Raw genomic sequence first — 17162 nt, forward strand, 5'->3', positions numbered from 1 at the left:
GTGCGTCAGCCGGTGGCGATCGCCGCCCCGGCGTACGCCACCGCCGTCAGGGCCAACCCCGCAGGGTGGCCGCCCTTCGACTCAAGCGACTCGCTTACTGGTTGTACGGACCGTAGTCGTAGTCCTCCAGCGGAACGGCCTGGCCGGAGCCCGTGCCGAACGGCGAGTAGTCGATGTCGTCGTAGCCGACGGCCGAGTACATCGCGGCCTTGGCCTCCTCGGTCGGCTCGACCCGGATGTTGCGGTAGCGGGACAGGCCCGTACCGGCCGGGATGAGCTTACCGATGATGACGTTCTCCTTGAGGCCGATGAGGCTGTCGGACTTGGCGTTGATCGCCGCGTCCGTCAGGACTCGGGTCGTCTCCTGGAAGGAGGCGGCCGACAGCCAGGATTCCGTCGCCAGCGAGGCCTTGGTGATACCCATGAGCTGCGGACGACCCGAAGCCGGGTGACCACCCTCCTGGACCACACGACGGTTCTCGTGCTCGAACTTCGAGCGCTCGACCAGCTCGCCGGGCAGCAGCTCGGCGTCGCCGGACTCGATGATCGTCACGCGGCGGAGCATCTGCCGGATGATGATCTCGATGTGCTTGTCGTGGATCGACACACCCTGCGAGTTGTAGACCTTCTGGACCTCGCCGACCAGGTGGACCTGGACGGCACGCTGGCCCAGAATGCGCAGCACGTCGTGCGGGTTGGTGGCACCCACGGTGAGCTTCTGGCCCACCTCGACGTGCTCGCCCTCGCTGACCAGGAGACGGGCACGCTTGGAGATCGGGAACGCCGTCTCGTCGCTGCCGTCGTCCGGGGTGACGACGATCTTCTTGGTCTTCTCGGTCTCCTCGATCCGCACGCGGCCCTGGGCCTCGGAGATCGGGGCGACACCCTTCGGGGTACGGGCCTCGAAGAGCTCGACGACACGCGGCAGACCCTGGGTGATGTCGTCACCGGCCACACCACCGGTGTGGAAGGTACGCATCGTCAGCTGGGTACCGGGCTCACCGATGGACTGGGCGGCGATGATGCCGACCGCCTCACCGATGTCGACCAGCTTGCCGGTGGCCAGCGAACGGCCGTAGCACATCGCGCAGGTGCCGACGGCGGACTCGCAGGTCAGGACCGAGCGGGTCTTGACCTCCTCGACGCCGCGCTGCACGAGCTCCTCGATGAGGACGTCGCCGAGGTCGGTACCGGCCGGGGCCAGCACCTGCCCGTCGACCACGATGTCCTCGGCGAGGCAGCGCGCGTACACGGAGGTCTCGACGTCCTCCGTCTTGACCAGCGTGCCCTCGGCGTTCCGGTCGGCGATCTTCAGACGCAGACCGCGCTCGGTGCCGCAGTCCTCCTCGCGGATGATGACGTCCTGGGAGACGTCGACCAGACGACGGGTGAGGTAACCCGAGTCGGCGGTACGCAGAGCGGTGTCCGCCAGACCCTTACGGGCACCGTGCGTGGAGATGAAGTACTCCAGCACGGACAGACCCTCACGGAACGACGCCTTGATCGGACGCGGGATCGTCTCGTTCTTCGCGTTCGACACCAGACCACGCATACCGGCGATCTGACGCATCTGCATCATGTTGCCTCGTGCACCCGAGTTCACCATCATGAAGATCGGGTTGGTCTTCGGGAAGTTGTCGTTCATCGCCTCGGCGACCTCGTTGGTCGCCTTGGTCCAGATCGCGATGAGCTCCTGCGTGCGCTCGTCCTTGGTGATCAGACCGCGCTCGTACTGCTTCTGGACCTTCTCGTCCTGCGCCTCGTAGCCCTTGACGATCTCCTTCTTCGCCTCGGGAACGACGACGTCGGAGATGGCCACGGTGACGCCGGAACGGGTCGCCCAGTAGAAGCCGGACGCCTTCAGGTTGTCGAGCGTCGCCGCCACGATGACCTTCGGGTAGCGCTCGGCGAGGTCGTTGACGATCTCGGAGAGCTGCTTCTTGCCGACCTCGTAGTCGACGAACGGGTAGTCCTCGGGCAGCAGCTCGTTGAAGAGCGCACGGCCCAGGGTGGTGTTCAGCCGGAAGCTGTCACCCTGCTGCCACTCGGGCTCGCCCTCCTCGCGCGCCGGCGGGGTCCAGCCACGCGGCGGGATGGTGCCGACCGGGAAGCGGACGTCGATCTTCGACTGGAGCGACAGCTCGCCCGCGTCGAAGGCCATGATCGCCTCGGCGACCGAGGCGAAGGAACGGCCCTCGCCCTTGAGGTCGCGCATCTCGCCGTCGGTGGTGAGGAAGAACAGACCGAGGACCATGTCCTGGGTCGGCATCGTCACCGGGCGGCCGTCGGCCGGCTTGAGGATGTTGTTCGAGGACAGCATCAGGATGCGGGCCTCGGCCTGCGCCTCCGCGGACAGCGGCAGGTGCACGGCCATCTGGTCACCGTCGAAGTCCGCGTTGAACGCGGTGCAGACGAGCGGGTGGATCTGGATGGCCTTGCCCTCGACCAGCTGCGGCTCGAAGGCCTGGATGCCGAGGCGGTGCAGCGTGGGCGCACGGTTCAGCAGAACCGGGTGCTCCGCGATGACCTCTTCCAGCACGTCGTACACGACCGTGCGGCCGCGCTCGACCATGCGCTTCGCCGACTTGATGTTCTGCGCGTGGTTCAGGTCGACCAGGCGCTTCATCACGAACGGCTTGAAGAGCTCCAGCGCCATCGCCTTCGGCAGACCGCACTGGTGCAGCTTCAGCTGCGGACCGACGACGATCACGGAACGCGCGGAGTAGTCCACACGCTTACCGAGCAGGTTCTGACGGAAGCGGCCCTGCTTGCCCTTCAGCATGTCGCTGAGGGACTTCAGCGGGCGGTTACCGGGACCGGTGACCGGACGGCCACGACGACCGTTGTCGAACAGCGCGTCGACGGCCTCCTGGAGCATGCGCTTCTCGTTGTTCACGATGATCTCGGGCGCACCGAGGTCGAGAAGCCGCTTCAGGCGGTTGTTCCGGTTGATCACACGGCGGTACAGGTCGTTCAGGTCGGAGGTCGCGAAGCGGCCACCGTCCAGCTGCACCATCGGACGCAGGTCCGGCGGGATGACCGGCACGCAGTCGAGCACCATGCCCTTGGGGCTGTTGCTGGTCTGCAGGAACGCGGAGACGACCTTCAGGCGCTTGAGCGCACGGGTCTTCTTCTGGCCCTTGCCGGTACGGATGATCTCGCGGAGGCGCTCGGCCTCCTCGTCGAGGTCGAAGGACTCCAGGCGCTTCTGCAGCGCCGCGGCACCCATCGAGCCGTCGAAGTACGTGCCGAAGCGGTCACGCAGCTCGCGGTAGAGCAGCTCGTCGCCCTCCAGGTCCTGGACCTTGAGGTTCTTGAAGCGGTTCCACACCTCGTCGAGGCGGTCGATCTCGCGCTGCGCGCGGTCGCGCAGCTGCTTCATCTCACGCTCGGCACCCTCGCGCACCTTGCGGCGCACGTCCGCCTTGGCGCCCTCGGCCTCCAGCTCGGCCAGGTCGGTCTCGAGCTTCTTGGCGCGGGCCTCCAGGTCGGCGTCGCGGCGCTGCTCGATCTGCTGGCGCTCGACGGAGACGTGGGCCTCCAGCGAGGGCAGGTCGCGCGTACGGCGCTCCTCGTCGACGTACGTGATCATGTACGCCGCGAAGTAGATGACCTTCTCGAGGTCCTTCGGCGCCAGGTCGAGCAGGTAGCCCAGGCGCGACGGAACACCCTTGAAGTACCAGATGTGCGTGACCGGAGCGGCCAGCTCGATGTGGCCCATCCGCTCACGGCGCACCTTGGCGCGGGTGACCTCGACGCCACACCGCTCACAGATGATGCCCTTGAAGCGGACACGCTTGTACTTGCCGCAGTAGCACTCCCAGTCCCGGGTCGGACCGAAGATCTTCTCGCAGAAGAGTCCGTCCTTTTCGGGCTTGAGCGTGCGGTAGTTGATCGTCTCGGGCTTCTTGACCTCGCCGTGGCTCCACTGACGGATGTCGTCAGCGGTGGCCAGACCGATCCGGAGCTCGTCGAAGAAGTTGACGTCGAGCACTATGCGTCAATCCCTCTCAGGGTTGTAAGTCATGGGGTCTGATACGGGGGTCCTGGGGCCGGCGGCCTTCATGACGAAGGCCGCCGAACTCCCGTCAGACCTCTTCGACGCTGCTCGGCTCACGCCGGGACAGGTCGATGCCAAGCTCCTCCGCAGCGCGGAAGACGTCCTCGTCGGTGTCGCGCATCTCGATGGACATGCCGTCCGAGGACAGCACCTCCACGTTGAGGCACAGGGACTGCATCTCCTTGATGAGCACCTTGAAGGACTCGGGGATGCCGGGCTCGGGGATGTTCTCGCCCTTGACGATGGCCTCGTAGACCTTCACGCGGCCGGTCACGTCGTCGGACTTGATGGTCAGCAGCTCCTGGAGGGCGTACGCGGCGCCGTAAGCCTCCAGCGCCCACACCTCCATCTCACCGAAGCGCTGGCCACCGAACTGGGCCTTACCACCCAGCGGCTGCTGGGTGATCATCGAGTACGGACCGGTCGACCGGGCGTGCAGCTTGTCGTCGACCAGGTGGTGCAGCTTGAGGATGTACATGTAGCCGACCGAGATCGGCTCCGGGAACGGCTCGCCGGAGCGGCCGTCGAACAGCGGCGCCTTACCGGTCGGGAGCACCATGCGCTCGCCGTCCCGGTTCGGGATGGTGTGGTTCAGCAGACCGGCCAGCTCGTCCTCACGCGCACCGTCGAAGACGGGGGTGGCGACGTTGGTGCCGGGGGCGACCTGGTCGGCCTCGATGGCCTGCAGGCGCTGCGCCCAGTCGTCCGCGAGGCCGGAGACGTCCCAGCCGCGGCTGGCGAGCCAGCCGAGGTGGATCTCCAGGACCTGACCCGGGTTCATTCGGGACGGCACACCGAGCGGGTTGAGGATGATGTCGACCGGGGTGCCGTCCTCCAGGAACGGCATGTCCTCGATCGGCAGGATCTTCGAGATGACGCCCTTGTTGCCGTGGCGGCCGGCGAGCTTGTCACCGTCGGTGATCTTGCGCTTCTGCGCGACGTAGACGCGCACCAGCTGGTTCACACCGGGGGGAAGCTCGTCGCCCTCCTCGCGGTCGAAGACGCGGACGCCGATGACCTTGCCGATCTCGCCGTGCGGCACCTTCAGCGAGGTGTCACGGACCTCACGGGCCTTCTCGCCGAAGATGGCACGCAGCAGGCGCTCCTCGGGCGTCAGCTCGGTCTCACCCTTGGGCGTGACCTTGCCGACGAGGATGTCACCGGCGACGACCTCGGCACCGATGCGGATGATGCCGCGCTCGTCGAGGTCGGCGAGGACCTCCTCGGAGACGTTCGGGATGTCCCGGGTGATCTCCTCGGGGCCGAGCTTGGTGTCACGGGCGTCGACCTCGTGCTCCTCGATGTGGATCGAGGAGAGGACGTCGTCCTGCACGAGGCGCTGCGACAGGATGATCGCGTCCTCGTAGTTGTGACCCTCCCACGGCATGAACGCCACGAGCAGGTTCTTGCCCAGCGCCATCTCGCCGTTCTGGGTGGCCGGACCGTCGGCGAGGACCTGGCCCTCGATGATCCGGTCGCCTTCGTTGACGATGACCTTCTGGTTGACCGAGGTGCCCTGGTTGGAGCGGGCGAACTTGGCCAGGCGGTACGTGATGTACGTGCCGTCGTCGTTGGCGGTGGTGATGTAGTCCGCGGAGACTTCCTGGACCACACCGGGCTTCTCGGCCTTGACCACGTCGCCGGCGTCGACAGCGGAGCGGTACTCCATGCCGGTGCCGACGAGCGGAGCCTCGGACTTAATCAGCGGCACGGCCTGACGCATCATGTTCGCGCCCATGAGGGCACGGTTGGCGTCGTCGTGCTCGAGGAAGGGGATCATGGCGGTCGCGACCGACACCATCTGGCGCGGCGAGACGTCCATGTAGTCCACGTCCTCGCCAGTGACGTAGTCGACCTCGCCGCCCTTACGGCGGACCAGCACCCGGGCCTCGGCGAAGCGGAGGTCGTCCGTCAGCTGCGCGTTGGCCTGCGCGATGACGAAGCGGTCCTCCTCGTCGGCGGTCAGGTAGTCGACCTCGTCGGTGACCTGGCCCTCGAACACCTTGCGGTACGGGGTCTCCACGAAACCGAACGCGTTGACCCGGCCGTAGGAGGCGAGCGAGCCGATCAGACCGATGTTCGGGCCTTCGGGCGTCTCGATCGGGCACATGCGGCCGTAGTGCGAGGGGTGCACGTCACGGACCTCGAAGCCGGCCCGCTCACGGGAGAGACCACCCGGGCCGAGAGCCGACAGACGGCGCTTGTGGGTGAGACCCGACAGCGGGTTGTTCTGGTCCATGAACTGCGACAGCTGGCTGGTGCCGAAGAACTCCTTGATGGAGGCGACGACCGGCCGGATGTTGATCAGGGTCTGCGGCGTGATCGCCTCGACGTCCTGGGTCGTCATCCGCTCGCGGACAACACGCTCCATACGCGCCAGACCCGTACGGACCTGGTTCTGGATGAGCTCGCCGACGCTGCGCAGGCGGCGGTTGCCGAAGTGGTCGATGTCGTCGGTCTCGACGACGATGTTCGTGCCACTGTCGCCGACCGTCTCGGTCTCGCCCGCGTGCAGCTTCACCAGGTACTTGATCGTCGAGATGATGTCCTCGACGGTCAGGATGCCCGCGTCCAGCGGAGCGTCCGCACCCAGCTTCTTGTTGACCTTGTAGCGGCCGACCTTGGCCAGGTCGTAGCGCTTGGGGTTGAAGTAGAGGTTCTCGAGCAGCGTCTGCGCGGCCTCACGCGTGGGGGGCTCGCCCGGACGCAGCTTGCGGTAAATGTCGAGCAGCGCGTCGTCCTGGCCCTGGGTGTGGTCCTTCTCCAGAGTGGCGCGCATGGACTCGTACTCGCCGAACTCCTCGAGGATCTGCTCGGTGGTCCAGCCGAGCGCCTTGAGCAGGACGGTGACGGACTGCTTGCGCTTGCGGTCGATGCGGACACCGACCATGTCGCGCTTGTCGATCTCCATCTCCAGCCAGGCACCCCGGGAGGGGATGATCTTGGCCGAGAAGATGTCCTTGTCGGACGTCTTGTCGATGGAGGAGTCGAAGTAGACACCGGGCGAACGGACGAGCTGCGACACCACGACACGCTCGGTGCCGTTGATGACGAAGGTGCCCTTGTTCGTCATGAGCGGGAAGTCGCCCATGAAGACCGTCTGGGACTTGATCTCGCCGGTCTCGTTGTTGGTGAACTCAGCGGTGACGAAGAGCGGGGCCGCGTACGTGAAGTCGCGGTCCTTGCACTCGTCGATGGAGTTCTTCGGCGGCTCGAAGCGGTGGTCGCGGAAGGTCAGCGACATCGACCCGCTGAAGTCCTCGATCGGGGAGATCTCCTCGAAGATCTCCTCGAGCCCGGACTTGGTGGGGACGTCCTGACCGTTCTCGAGAGCCTCCTCGACCCGACTCTGCCAAGCGGTGTTGCCGAGGAGCCAGTCGAAGCTCTCGGTCTGCAGCGCGAGCAGGTTCGGAACCTCAAGAGGCTCCTTGATCTTTGCAAAAGAGATGCGCAGCGGGGCAGTGCTGGCGGCGTTGTTCGTATTCGCGGTCGAGGCGTTGCGCGAGGCGGCCAAGAGGGGGTCCTTCCGAGGGCTCGGACTCACTACGCGCGTACCGGCCCCTCTCCCGTACACAGAGACAAGCCGTGTCAGTCCGGCGATGAGGCCAGGTCGGACAGGTCTTGTCGTCGATGCTCGGGCGAGGGCAGACCCCTGGTGACGGGCAGGGGACAGCTAACAGGCAGCGCAAAGGGTCAGTGTAGCCACTTGGCACACTGATGTCCAGTGCGGGTTCTGGAACCCGTGTTCACCCTCGTTGTTCCACTCCTGCGACAAGGCGCTGCCCTCAACGCACGTTGATACTGCCCTCTTCGTCGCCGATCCATGCCTCGGATTCGGATCCTGTGGCGACGCGTCCTGAGAATTGCGCGCTGCGTGCGGTTCGTCAAGGCCCCCCTGCCCGATCCGGGGCCGCCCGGTGACACGACGAAGATCACCATACCCCCCGTCACCGGGGGTTCAAGGCAACCGTGGCCCGCCCCCGAGAACGCCGAAGAGCGACCACCCGGATGGATGATCGCTCTTCCGCGCTTACGCGTTACACGTCCAGTGGGACGTGTCGTGGATCCTGGCGGATCCGGAAGGTCTTACTTGACCTCGACGGAGGCGCCGGCGCCCTCGAGGGACTCCTTCGCCTTCGCGGCGGCGTCCTTGGCGACCTTCTCGAGAACGGGCTTCGGGGCGCCGTCCACGAGGTCCTTGGCCTCCTTCAGACCCAGGGAGGTCAGCTCACGCACGACCTTGATGACCTGGATCTTCTTGTCGCCGGCACCGGTGAGGATGACGTCGAACTCGTCCTGCTCCTCAGCGGCCTCGGCAGCGGCGCCACCAGCGGCACCACCGGCGACGACGACCGGCGCGGCAGCGGCGGCGGTGACGTCGAACTTGTCCTCGAACGCCTTCACGAACTCGGAGAGCTCGATGAGGGTCATCTCCTCGAACTGCGCGAGCAGGTCTTCCTGGCTGAGCTTCGCCATGATTGGCGGTCCTTCCACTAATTCGGCAGGTGCCGGATGTACATGTGAGGCGGGCGTACTACTGGCCCGCGACGGTCGCCGCGTTCAGGCAGCGGCGGCCGGGATGCGAGCCGAGTTACTCGGCACCGCCCTGCTCGTCCTGCTTGGCACGGAGCGCGTCCACGGTGCGGACGAGCTTCGACGGCAGCGCCTGGAAGACAGAGGCAGCCTGGGACTGCTTGCCCTTCATGGCACCGGCCAGCTTGGAGAGCAGAACCTCGCGGGACTCGAGGTCCGCAAGCTTCTTGATCTCATCGGCGGACAACGCCTTGCCGTCAAGGACGCCGCCCTTGATGACGAGGTTGGGGTTGTCCTTGGCGAAGTCACGGAGACCCTTCGCCGCCTCGACCGGGTCACCGGTCACGAAGGCGACGGCCGACGAACCCGCAAAGAGGTCGTCCAGCGTCGTGATCCCGGCCTCGTTGGCCGCAATCTTGGTCAGCGTGTTCTTCGCCACACGGTACTGAGCGTTCTCACCGAGTGAACGACGCAGCTTCTGGAGCTGCGCGACGGTGAGACCGGTGTACGCGGTAACGACAGCAGCGTTGGAGTTGCGGAACTTGTCCCGCATCTCCTCGACGGCATCGACCTTGTCAGGCCTCGCCATGAGCCTCGGCCTCCTTCCGGGTGATTCGGACCGCGCGGACCCGAAGGAGGACTGGGGAAAACGAAACGCCCCGGCGCAAGCGCACGGGGCGTAGCTCAACCGGTTTCACACACGCACGAGGCGGCGGGCTCCGGGAGCTTCTCCAGTGTCACCTGCGCGGGTCGTCCGCCGTTCAGCGGATCCTTCGGCCACCGCGCCCTCTGATGAGCGCGCGGTAACGACCAGCGGTCTTTGGCTTCTGTAGGAGAGTACGGGAACGGATCGCCGTCAAGCAAATCCGCCCGTACGGCTGATCAGCGCGGGGCGGTTCAGCCCTGGTCCAGCTCCTTGAACATCTCACCCAGGTCCGCGACCTCGTTGGCCGGCGGGGCCTTGACGGTGACCGGCTTGTTGTAGTCGAGGAAGGTGATGGTCATGTCCATCGGGCCCTTGTCGGCCTGGCCCTTCATGCGGAACTGCTTGGTGTGCTCGTCGCCGTCGACCCACATGTCCATCGTGAGCTTGTCGACGCCGAGCTTCTCGAACTGCTTGAGGCTCTTCTCGCGCTGCTCGCGGGTCTCGCCCTTGCTGTCCTTGAGCGAAGCACGCAGGTCGGCGAGGGTGGCCGTGCCCGTGTAGTGGGTGGTCTCGACGCCGTCGACCTTCTCGCTGCCGACCTTCTTCACGTCCTTGGCGCCCGTGAGGAAGGTGGACTGCGCCGCCGGGTTCTGCTCGGCCTGGCTCGTGGACCCCATCTTGTCCAGGTCCTTGGCCGCCTCGGAGCCGGAGAGATCGAACTTCAGCCAGCGCTTGCCGTCCATCTGCTTGGCCATCTCGGCTCCCCCACCGAGGTACATGGCCTTGTCGACGAGGCGGATCTCCACGGATTCACCGGCGGCCTGATCGGGCGCCTGCATCTTCATGCTCATGGCGATCGTGGGCTTCAGGCGCATGGAAGCCTCACCCTCGACGCGGCCCGACTCCGGGACCGTGCCCTTCATGCGGTACTGGAGAGACGTGATGTCCTCCGTGTTCTTCGCCGCCTTGGCGACGGCCGCGGCGGGCGTCATCTCCGGCGACTGCTCGGATCCGCAGCCGACGGCGCCGGCGGCGAGAAGCAGGGCACACGCCCCGGCGGCAGGTATGGATGTCCTCATCGATTCCCCCCAAGGAATACATGCTTGCTCCACAGCAAGGCGGTGAGCCTATCCCAGAGGGGCACAAGTGATCTATCCGAATTGACGGAGGCCTCAGGGCGTACCGGTCCGCTTGCCCATCAGGTCCGCGAAGTCGCCGGTGTCGGACTCCGGTGGCCGCTCGGCCCGGACCGCGACGCCGTAGTCGGCGTAGTGCGCGGTCTGGGTCATCAGGCCCGTGCTCATCCGTGCCTTCTCGACCTTCTTGACCAGCAGATTCCGCTTGTCGATCCAGATGTCGACGGTCTCGGTGGTGACACCGGCCTCGGTGAGCTGCTTCCGCAGTGCGGCATCGGCGACATCGGCCGCTGTCACGGTGCCGGACCAGTGCGTGGCGCTCTTGCCGCGAACGGTCTCCTCGCCGACCCTCCTGACGTCGCCTGAGGACAGCAGGAGCTTCACCGACTGGTTGGGGGTGGTGCTGCGCATCTGGTCGCCGAGATGGGAACCGGAACCTCCGCTGAGGGCTCCGAGGTCCTTGTACGCGTACCGGATCCAGCGCCTGCCGCCGGTCTGCTCGGCGAACTTCTCGCCCATGCGCGCGTAGTACGCCTCGGGCAGGTAGCGGGCCTCCATCGAGGTGGTGCCGAGCCGCCGCATGGTGTCGGCCATGGTGCCACCGGTGTACCTGATGGTGAGGGTGCCGGTGATGCCGTCGCTCCAGCCGAGGGTGCCGTCGGCGGTCATGGACATCAGCGAGCCCATGGTGGTCGTGGACTCGACCCGGGCGGACCCGGCGTGCTCGGTGACGCGCTCGGCGGAGCGCAGGGCAGCCAGGGACCGGCCGCGTACGGCGCGGTCGTCCCGGCCGGGGGTGTCGGAGGACCCCTGGGACGTGCAGGCCGCCACCCCCGTCAGCGCGGTCGCCACCGCGAGCCCCAGGCCCACGCGGCGCACGGTCGTGCCCTGCATACGTCCCCCGTTCGCATCCGGTTCCCGCACGTTAACCCAGGCCACCGGCGTACGTACCGGAAAAGGGAACGGGCCCCGCACCTGTAAGAGGTGCGGGGCCCGTGACCGGTTGGGTGAGCCTCAGGCTCAGACCGCCGCCGGGTCCTCCTCGACGAGGAGGTTGCGGGTGCGGTTCGGGTCGACCGGAATGCCGGGGCCCATCGTGGTGCTGATGGCGGCCTTCTTGATGTAGCGACCCTTGGCGGCCGACGGCTTCAGACGGAGGATCTCCTCCAGCGCGGCGCCGTAGTTCTCCACCAGCTTGGTGTCGTCGAAGGACGACTTGCCGATGATGAAGTGCAGGTTCGAGTGCTTGTCGACGCGGAACTCGATCTTGCCGCCCTTGATCTCGGTGACGGCCTTGGCCACGTCGGGGGTGACGGTGCCGGTCTTCGGGTTCGGCATCAGACCACGCGGACCGAGCACGCGGCCGAGGCGGCCGACCTTGCCCATGAGGTCCGGGGTGGCGACGACGGCGTCGAAGTCCAGACGGCCCTTCGACACCTCGTCGATCAGTTCGTCGGAGCCGACGATGTCGGCGCCCGCGGCCTCCGCGGCCGCAGCACGGTCACCGGTCGCGAAGACCAGGACCCGGGCGGTCTTGCCGGTGCCGTGCGGAAGGTTCACGGTGCCACGGACCATCTGGTCGGCCTTGCGCGGGTCGACACCCAGGCGGAAGGCGACCTCGACGGTGCCGTCGAACTTGGTCGTGGAGGTGTCCTTGGCCAGACGGACGGCCTCGAGCGGGGCGTAGAGCTTCTCCCGGTCGACCTTGGCGTCCGCAGCGCGAAGGGACTTGCTGCGCTTGCTCACTACTGCTCCTGTGGATTCTTAGGAGTCGTGGTCCGGGCCGAGCAGGCCCTGCCACTTCTGCTGATGGAGGTTGGGGCTCAGCCCTCGACCGTGACGCCCATGGAACGGGCGGTGCCGGCGATGATCTTCTCGGCGGCGTCCAGGTCGTTGGCGTTGAGGTCGGGCATCTTGGTCGTGGCGATCTCACGGACCTGGTCACGCGTGATCTTCGCGACCTTGGTCTTGTGCGGCTCGCCGGAGCCCTTCTCGATGCCCGCGGCCTTCAGGATCATCTTCGCGGCCGGCGGCGTCTTGGTGATGAAGGTGAAGGAACGGTCCTCGTAGACCGTGATCTCCACCGGGATCACCCAGCCACGCTGCGACTCGGTCGCGGCGTTGTAGGCCTTGCAGAACTCCATGATGTTCACGCCGTGCTGACCCAGCGCGGGGCCGACCGGCGGGGCCGGGTTGGCGGCACCGGCCTGGATCTGGAGCTTGATGAGCCCCGTGACCTTCTTCTTCTTGGGAGGCATAGCTCTCCGGGTCCTTTCGATTCGGGTCCTGCCCGCGCCCGGGGACCACCCGGATGCAGGCATACCGCACAACGATAACGGGTATGGATGCGCGGCTGAAAACCGAGCAGGTCAGGCAAGCGCCGGAGCGATCGCCTGACCTGCGCGGAAGCGGTGAGTCCGGAAGTTAGTTCTTCTGGATCTGGTCGAAGGAGAGCTCGACCGGCGTCTCGCGGCCGAAGATCTCGACGAGACCCTTGACCTTCTTCGAGTCGGGGTTGATCTCGTTGATGGTCGCCTGCAGCGTGGCGAACGGGCCGTCGGTGACGGTGACCGAGTCGCCGACCTCGAAGTCCAGCACCTGGACCTCGACCTTGCGCTGCGGAGCAGGCTTGCCCTCGGCCTCGGCGGCCTCGCGAGCGGCCTTCTCCTCGGCCTCGGGGGCGAGCATCTTGACGATCTCGTCCAGGGTCAGCGGATACGGGTCGTAGGCGTTGCCCACGAAGCCGGTGACGCCGGGAGTGTTGCGGACGACGCCCCAGGACTCGTTCGTCAGGTCCATGCGGACCAGGACATAGCCCGGAAGCTTGTTCTGCTTGATCGTCTTGCGGTCGCCGTTCTTGATCTGGACGACCTCTTCCTGCGGCACCTCGGCCTGGAAGATGTAGTCCTCGACGTTCAGCGAGACGGCACGCTGCTCGAGGTTGGTCTTCACGCGGTTCTCGTAGCCGGCGTAGGTGTGGATGACGTACCACTCGCCGGGCAGGACCCGCAGTTCCTCGCGGAGCTTCTCGATCGGGTCGCGGTCGTCCTCGGGCTCTTCCTCGAGTTCGTCCGCGGCCTCTTCGCCGTCCTCGGTCTCCGCCTCGGCGGCGTCGTCCGCGACGGCGTCGGCAGCCTCGACCTCGGCGGAGGCCTCGGTGTCCTCGTTGTCCGCGCCCTCGACGATGTCGAGCTCGTCCTCGACGGACTCGACCGGCTCGATGGCGTCGTTCACGTTCGGGTCAGACACGGTGGCTGCTTCTTCCTGGATACATAGGGGTGGAACATGCGAAAGGAGCGCCGGGTACCTCGGCGCTCTTCGCGGACTGCTCAGCCGAACACGTACTTCGCGGCGTTGCTGAGCCCATAGTCAATCACGGTGACCAGGCCGATCATGATGACGACGAAGATGATCACCACGGTCGTGTAGGTCGTCAGCTGGTTGCGGGTCGGCCAGACGACCTTGCGCAGCTCCGCGACGATCTGGCGGTAGAAGAGGGCGAGCCGCTTCAGCGGGCCCTTCTTTCCGCGCTTGCCGCCCTTGCGGGCCTTCTTGGACTCCGGCGCCTCGTCCTGGGCATCAGGCATGTCGATGGAGCCCACGGCGTCCGTCACTCGTCCTCACCTGATTCCGGGTCGTGGCCGTGCCGCGCCCGGTCTGAGCCGCACGGCGGTGCATTGCTGTACGTACATGCGCACACATCCTGGCGATGGAGTGTGTAGCAGGGCCGGAGGGACTTGAACCCCCAACCGCTGGTTTTGGAGACCAGTGCTCTACCAATTGAGCTACGACCCTTTGTGTGTCCCCCAACGTACCGCATCCATCCGAATGCTTGGTGTGCACCGAACGGGCGCGGCCTGCGAGAGGCCAACGAGGTGAGAGTGTACGTGCTCCGCGGCCGGTCGTCGAACAGAAAGGGCCCGCGGCAGGGCTCGTTGACGGAAGATCGCCTGCGGAACGGGGTCCGGACTGACGTGAATCCGCTGAAGATCGCCCAGGCCGAGCGGGCGATCCGCACTGTTGTTCAAGGGTTTGCCCGACGTTGTTCAGTCTGTGAAACCCCCGTGCCGCGCGCGTTTCCGGTCTGAAACGATGGGGCCCATGAGCGCTGCAACCCCTCCCACCGAGCGCCGGGTCTCCGCCCGAGTCGGCGCGATCTCCGAGTCCGCCACCCTCGCCGTGGACGCCAAGGCCAAGGCCCTCAAGGCCGCCGGGCGTCCGGTGATCGGCTTCGGCGCCGGTGAGCCGGACTTCCCGACTCCGGACTACATCGTCCAGGCGGCCGTCGAGGCCTGCTCGAACCCGAAGTACCACCGCTACACGCCGGCCGGTGGTCTGCCCGAGCTGAAGGCCGCCATCGCCGCGAAGACCCTGCGCGACTCCGGCTACGAGCCCGACGTCTCGCAGATCCTCGTCACCAACGGTGGCAAGCAGGCCATCTACGAGGCCTTCGCCGCGATCCTCGACCCCGGCGACGAGGTCATCGTGCCCGCGCCGTACTGGACGACCTACCCGGAGTCGATCCGGCTGGCCGGGGGTGTCCCGGTGGAGGTCGTCGCCGACGAGACGACCGGCTACCGGGTGACCGTCGAGCAGCTGGAGGCGGCCCGTACGGAGAAGACGAAGGTCGTCCTCTTCGTCTCGCCGTCGAACCCGACCGGCGCGGTCTACAGCGAGCACGAGACCGAGGCCATCGGCCGCTGGGCCGTCGAGCACGGCCTGTGGGTGATGACCGACGAGATCTACGAGCACCTCGTCTACGGCGACGCCTCCGCCGTGTCGCTGCCGGCGGTGCTGCCCGAGCTGCGCGACAAGTGCGTCGTGGTCAACGGCGTCGCGAAGACGTACGCGATGACCGGCTGGCGCGTCGGGTGGATCATCGGTCCGAAGGACGTCGTCAAGGCCGCGACGAACCTGCAGTCGCACGCCACGTCCAACGTGTCCAACGTCGCCCAGGCGGCCGCGCTGGCCGCCGTCTCCGGTGACCTGGACGCCGTGGCGACGATGCGTGAGGCCTTCGACCGGCGCCGCAAGACCATCGTGCGGATGCTGAACGAGATCGACGGCGTGGTGTGCCCGGAGCCGGAGGGGGCGTTCTACGCGTACCCGTCGGTGAAGGCGCTGGTCGGCAAGGAGATCCGGGGCAAGCGGCCCGAGAACACGGTCGAGCTGGCCGCGCTGATCCTGGAGGAGGCCGAGGTCGCGGTGGTGCCGGGTGAGGCGTTCGGCACGCCCGGGTACCTGCGGCTGTCCTACGCGCTGGGCGACGAGGATCTGGTCGAGGGCGTGAGCCGGATCCAGAAGCTGCTGGCGGAGGCTCGGGACTGACGTCCGCTTCGCCGCTCCTGTGAGATGGGGCAGAACATGGGGCACATACCGGGTCCGGTATGTGCCCCATTTGTTTGTGCGAGCAAGACCACGAAAGGGGAAACGGCTACCGGGACGGCTGGGGCGTACGGCAGGATCTTTGGATGGAGCGTGTACGTGATGTCTCTGAGCTGCCGAAAGCCCATCTGCACCTGCACTTCACCGGGTCGATGCGGCCCTCGACCGTGCTGGAACTGGCCGACAAGTACGGCGTCCGGCTGCCTGACGCGCTGAGTGAGGCGCTGACCAGCGGGGAACCGCCGAGTCTGCGGGCGACGGACGAACGGGGCTGGTTCCGCTTCCAGCGGCTGTACGACGCGGCCCGCTCGTGTCTGCGGGAGCCGGAGGACATCCAGCGGCTGGTGCGGGAGGCCGCGGAGGAGGATCTTCGGGACGGGTCCGGGTGGCTGGAGATCCAGGTCGACCCGACGTCGTACGCGCCCCGGCTGGGCGGGCTGATCCCGGCGCTGGAGATCATCCTGGACGCGGTGGAGACGACGTCGCGGGAGACCGGGCTCGGGATGCGGGTCCTGGTCGCGGCGAACCGGATGAAGCACCCGCTGGACGCGCGGACGCTGGCGCGGCTGGCGGCCCGGTACGCCGACCGGGGAGTCGTCGGGTTCGGGCTGTCGAACGACGAGCGGCGTGGGATGGCGCGGGACTTCGACCGGGCGTTCGGGATCGCGCGTGAGGCCGGGTTGCTGTCGGCGCCGCACGGGGGTGAGCTGGCAGGGCCGTCGTCGGTGCGGGACTGTCTGGACGACCTGGGGGCGAACCGGGTGGGGCACGGGGTGCGGGCGGCGGAGGATCCGCGGCTGATGAAGCGGCTCGCGGACCGGCAGGTGACGTGCGAGGTGTGCCCGGCGTCGAATGTGGCGCTGGGGGTGTACGAGAAGCCGGAGGACGTGCCGCTGCGGACGTTGTTCGAGGCGGGCGTGCCGTTGGCGCTGGGCGCGGACGACCCGTTGCTGTTCGGGTCGCGTCTCGCAGCGCAGTACGAGATCGCGCGGCGGCATCACGAGTTCACGGATGCGGAGCTGGCGGAGGTGGCGCGGCAGTCGGTGCGGGGGTCGGCGGCGCCGGAGGATGTGAAGACGAAGCTGCTGGCGGGGGTGGACGACTGGCTGGCGTCGTAGCGCGGGCTCGGGCTTCCGCCTGACGCCGGGTGGTGGGTGGTGAGTCCGGTCGTTTCGCCTGTGGCTGCTTCGGTGGGGGCTGAGTGACTGGGCCTGCCGACGGGTGGTGCGTTGGGGCCGTCTCGCCTGTGGCTGCTTTGGTGGGTTGCGCGTCTTCGCGTGACGCCGGGTGGGGGTCGGGGCCGCGCCGGGGGGTGTCCGTCCTCGGAACGGCGCGATGGGGTTGCGTGCCGACTGACTGTCCGTTGACGCGCCAACCGCTGCGGGCGGACACCCCCCGACAC

General features: G+C 67.1%; 12 protein-coding genes and 1 tRNA gene. 2 read left to right on the forward strand and 11 right to left on the reverse strand.

Annotation, left to right across the window (positions count from 1 at the left end; translation table 11 throughout):
* Positions 1-94 precede the first annotated feature (94 nt).
* The 11 genes from ABT116_RS28820 to ABT116_RS28870 form a co-directional block, all read right to left on the reverse strand.
* Positions 95-3994, reverse strand: a complete 3900-nt coding sequence (locus ABT116_RS28820) for a DNA-directed RNA polymerase subunit beta' (protein ID WP_351639829.1) — start codon at positions 3992-3994, stop codon at positions 95-97.
* A 94-nt stretch (positions 3995-4088) separates the two neighbouring features.
* Entirely contained in the window at positions 4089-7574 is a 3486-nt protein-coding gene (gene rpoB, locus ABT116_RS28825) for a DNA-directed RNA polymerase subunit beta (RefSeq protein ID WP_283973856.1), read from the reverse strand.
* Positions 7575-8146: 572 nt separating this feature from the next.
* Positions 8147-8536, reverse strand: a complete 390-nt coding sequence (gene rplL, locus ABT116_RS28830) for a 50S ribosomal protein L7/L12 (RefSeq protein WP_351639833.1) — start codon at positions 8534-8536, stop codon at positions 8147-8149.
* A gap of 115 nt (positions 8537-8651) precedes the next feature.
* Complete coding sequence (rplJ, locus tag ABT116_RS28835) at positions 8652-9182, reverse strand: 50S ribosomal protein L10 (protein ID WP_053674508.1); 531 nt, start codon at positions 9180-9182, stop codon at positions 8652-8654.
* Between the two features lie 308 nt (positions 9183-9490).
* Positions 9491-10318 (reverse strand): SCO4651 family lipoprotein, encoded by an 828-nt coding sequence (locus ABT116_RS28840; protein WP_351639836.1) that lies wholly within the window; start codon positions 10316-10318, stop codon positions 9491-9493.
* A gap of 93 nt (positions 10319-10411) precedes the next feature.
* On the reverse strand, positions 10412-11269 hold the full coding sequence (locus ABT116_RS28845) for an SCO4651 family lipoprotein (protein ID WP_351639838.1): 858 nt from the start codon (positions 11267-11269) through the stop codon (positions 10412-10414).
* 126 nt (positions 11270-11395) lie between these two features.
* Complete coding sequence (gene rplA, locus ABT116_RS28850) at positions 11396-12121, reverse strand: 50S ribosomal protein L1 (RefSeq protein WP_033308987.1); 726 nt, start codon at positions 12119-12121, stop codon at positions 11396-11398.
* A gap of 77 nt (positions 12122-12198) precedes the next feature.
* Positions 12199-12633, reverse strand: a complete 435-nt coding sequence (gene rplK, locus ABT116_RS28855) for a 50S ribosomal protein L11 (RefSeq protein ID WP_003992325.1) — start codon at positions 12631-12633, stop codon at positions 12199-12201.
* 166 nt (positions 12634-12799) lie between these two features.
* Positions 12800-13624, reverse strand: a complete 825-nt coding sequence (gene nusG, locus ABT116_RS28860) for a transcription termination/antitermination protein NusG (RefSeq protein ID WP_351639842.1) — start codon at positions 13622-13624, stop codon at positions 12800-12802.
* An 80-nt stretch (positions 13625-13704) separates the two neighbouring features.
* Complete coding sequence (secE, locus tag ABT116_RS28865) at positions 13705-13989, reverse strand: preprotein translocase subunit SecE (protein ID WP_104785540.1); 285 nt, start codon at positions 13987-13989, stop codon at positions 13705-13707.
* 108 nt (positions 13990-14097) lie between these two features.
* A tRNA-Trp gene (locus ABT116_RS28870) sits at positions 14098-14170 on the reverse strand.
* Between the two features lie 306 nt (positions 14171-14476).
* Between ABT116_RS28870 and ABT116_RS28875 the strand changes: the two genes are divergently transcribed.
* Positions 14477-15703: a pyridoxal phosphate-dependent aminotransferase gene (locus ABT116_RS28875; RefSeq protein ID WP_351639845.1), complete on the forward strand. Its 1227-nt coding sequence runs from the start codon at positions 14477-14479 to the stop codon at positions 15701-15703.
* Between the two features lie 143 nt (positions 15704-15846).
* Positions 15847-16878, forward strand: a complete 1032-nt coding sequence (locus tag ABT116_RS28880; RefSeq protein WP_351639847.1) for an adenosine deaminase — start codon at positions 15847-15849, stop codon at positions 16876-16878.
* The last annotated feature ends 284 nt before the right edge of the window (positions 16879-17162 follow it).

The organism is Streptomyces sp. NPDC002130, from assembly GCF_040296465.1.
Taxonomy (GTDB): domain Bacteria; phylum Actinomycetota; class Actinomycetes; order Streptomycetales; family Streptomycetaceae; genus Streptomyces.

Bases quoted from the DNA above. Each gene is read 5' to 3' on its own strand.
- ABT116_RS28840 (WP_351639836.1), bottom strand. From the start codon at position 10,318: ATGAGGACATCCATACCTGCCGCCGGGGCGTGTGCCCTGCTTCTCGCC.
- ABT116_RS28875 (WP_351639845.1), top strand. From the start codon at position 14,477: ATGAGCGCTGCAACCCCTCCCACCGAGCGCCGGGTCTCCGCCCGAGTC.
- ABT116_RS28845 (WP_351639838.1), bottom strand. From the start codon at position 11,269: ATGCAGGGCACGACCGTGCGCCGCGTGGGCCTGGGGCTCGCGGTGGCG.
- rplL (WP_351639833.1), bottom strand. From the start codon at position 8,536: ATGGCGAAGCTCAGCCAGGAAGACCTGCTCGCGCAGTTCGAGGAGATG.
- rplK (WP_003992325.1), bottom strand. From the start codon at position 12,633: ATGCCTCCCAAGAAGAAGAAGGTCACGGGGCTCATCAAGCTCCAGATC.
- ABT116_RS28880 (WP_351639847.1), top strand. From the start codon at position 15,847: ATGGAGCGTGTACGTGATGTCTCTGAGCTGCCGAAAGCCCATCTGCAC.
- rplJ (WP_053674508.1), bottom strand. From the start codon at position 9,182: ATGGCGAGGCCTGACAAGGTCGATGCCGTCGAGGAGATGCGGGACAAG.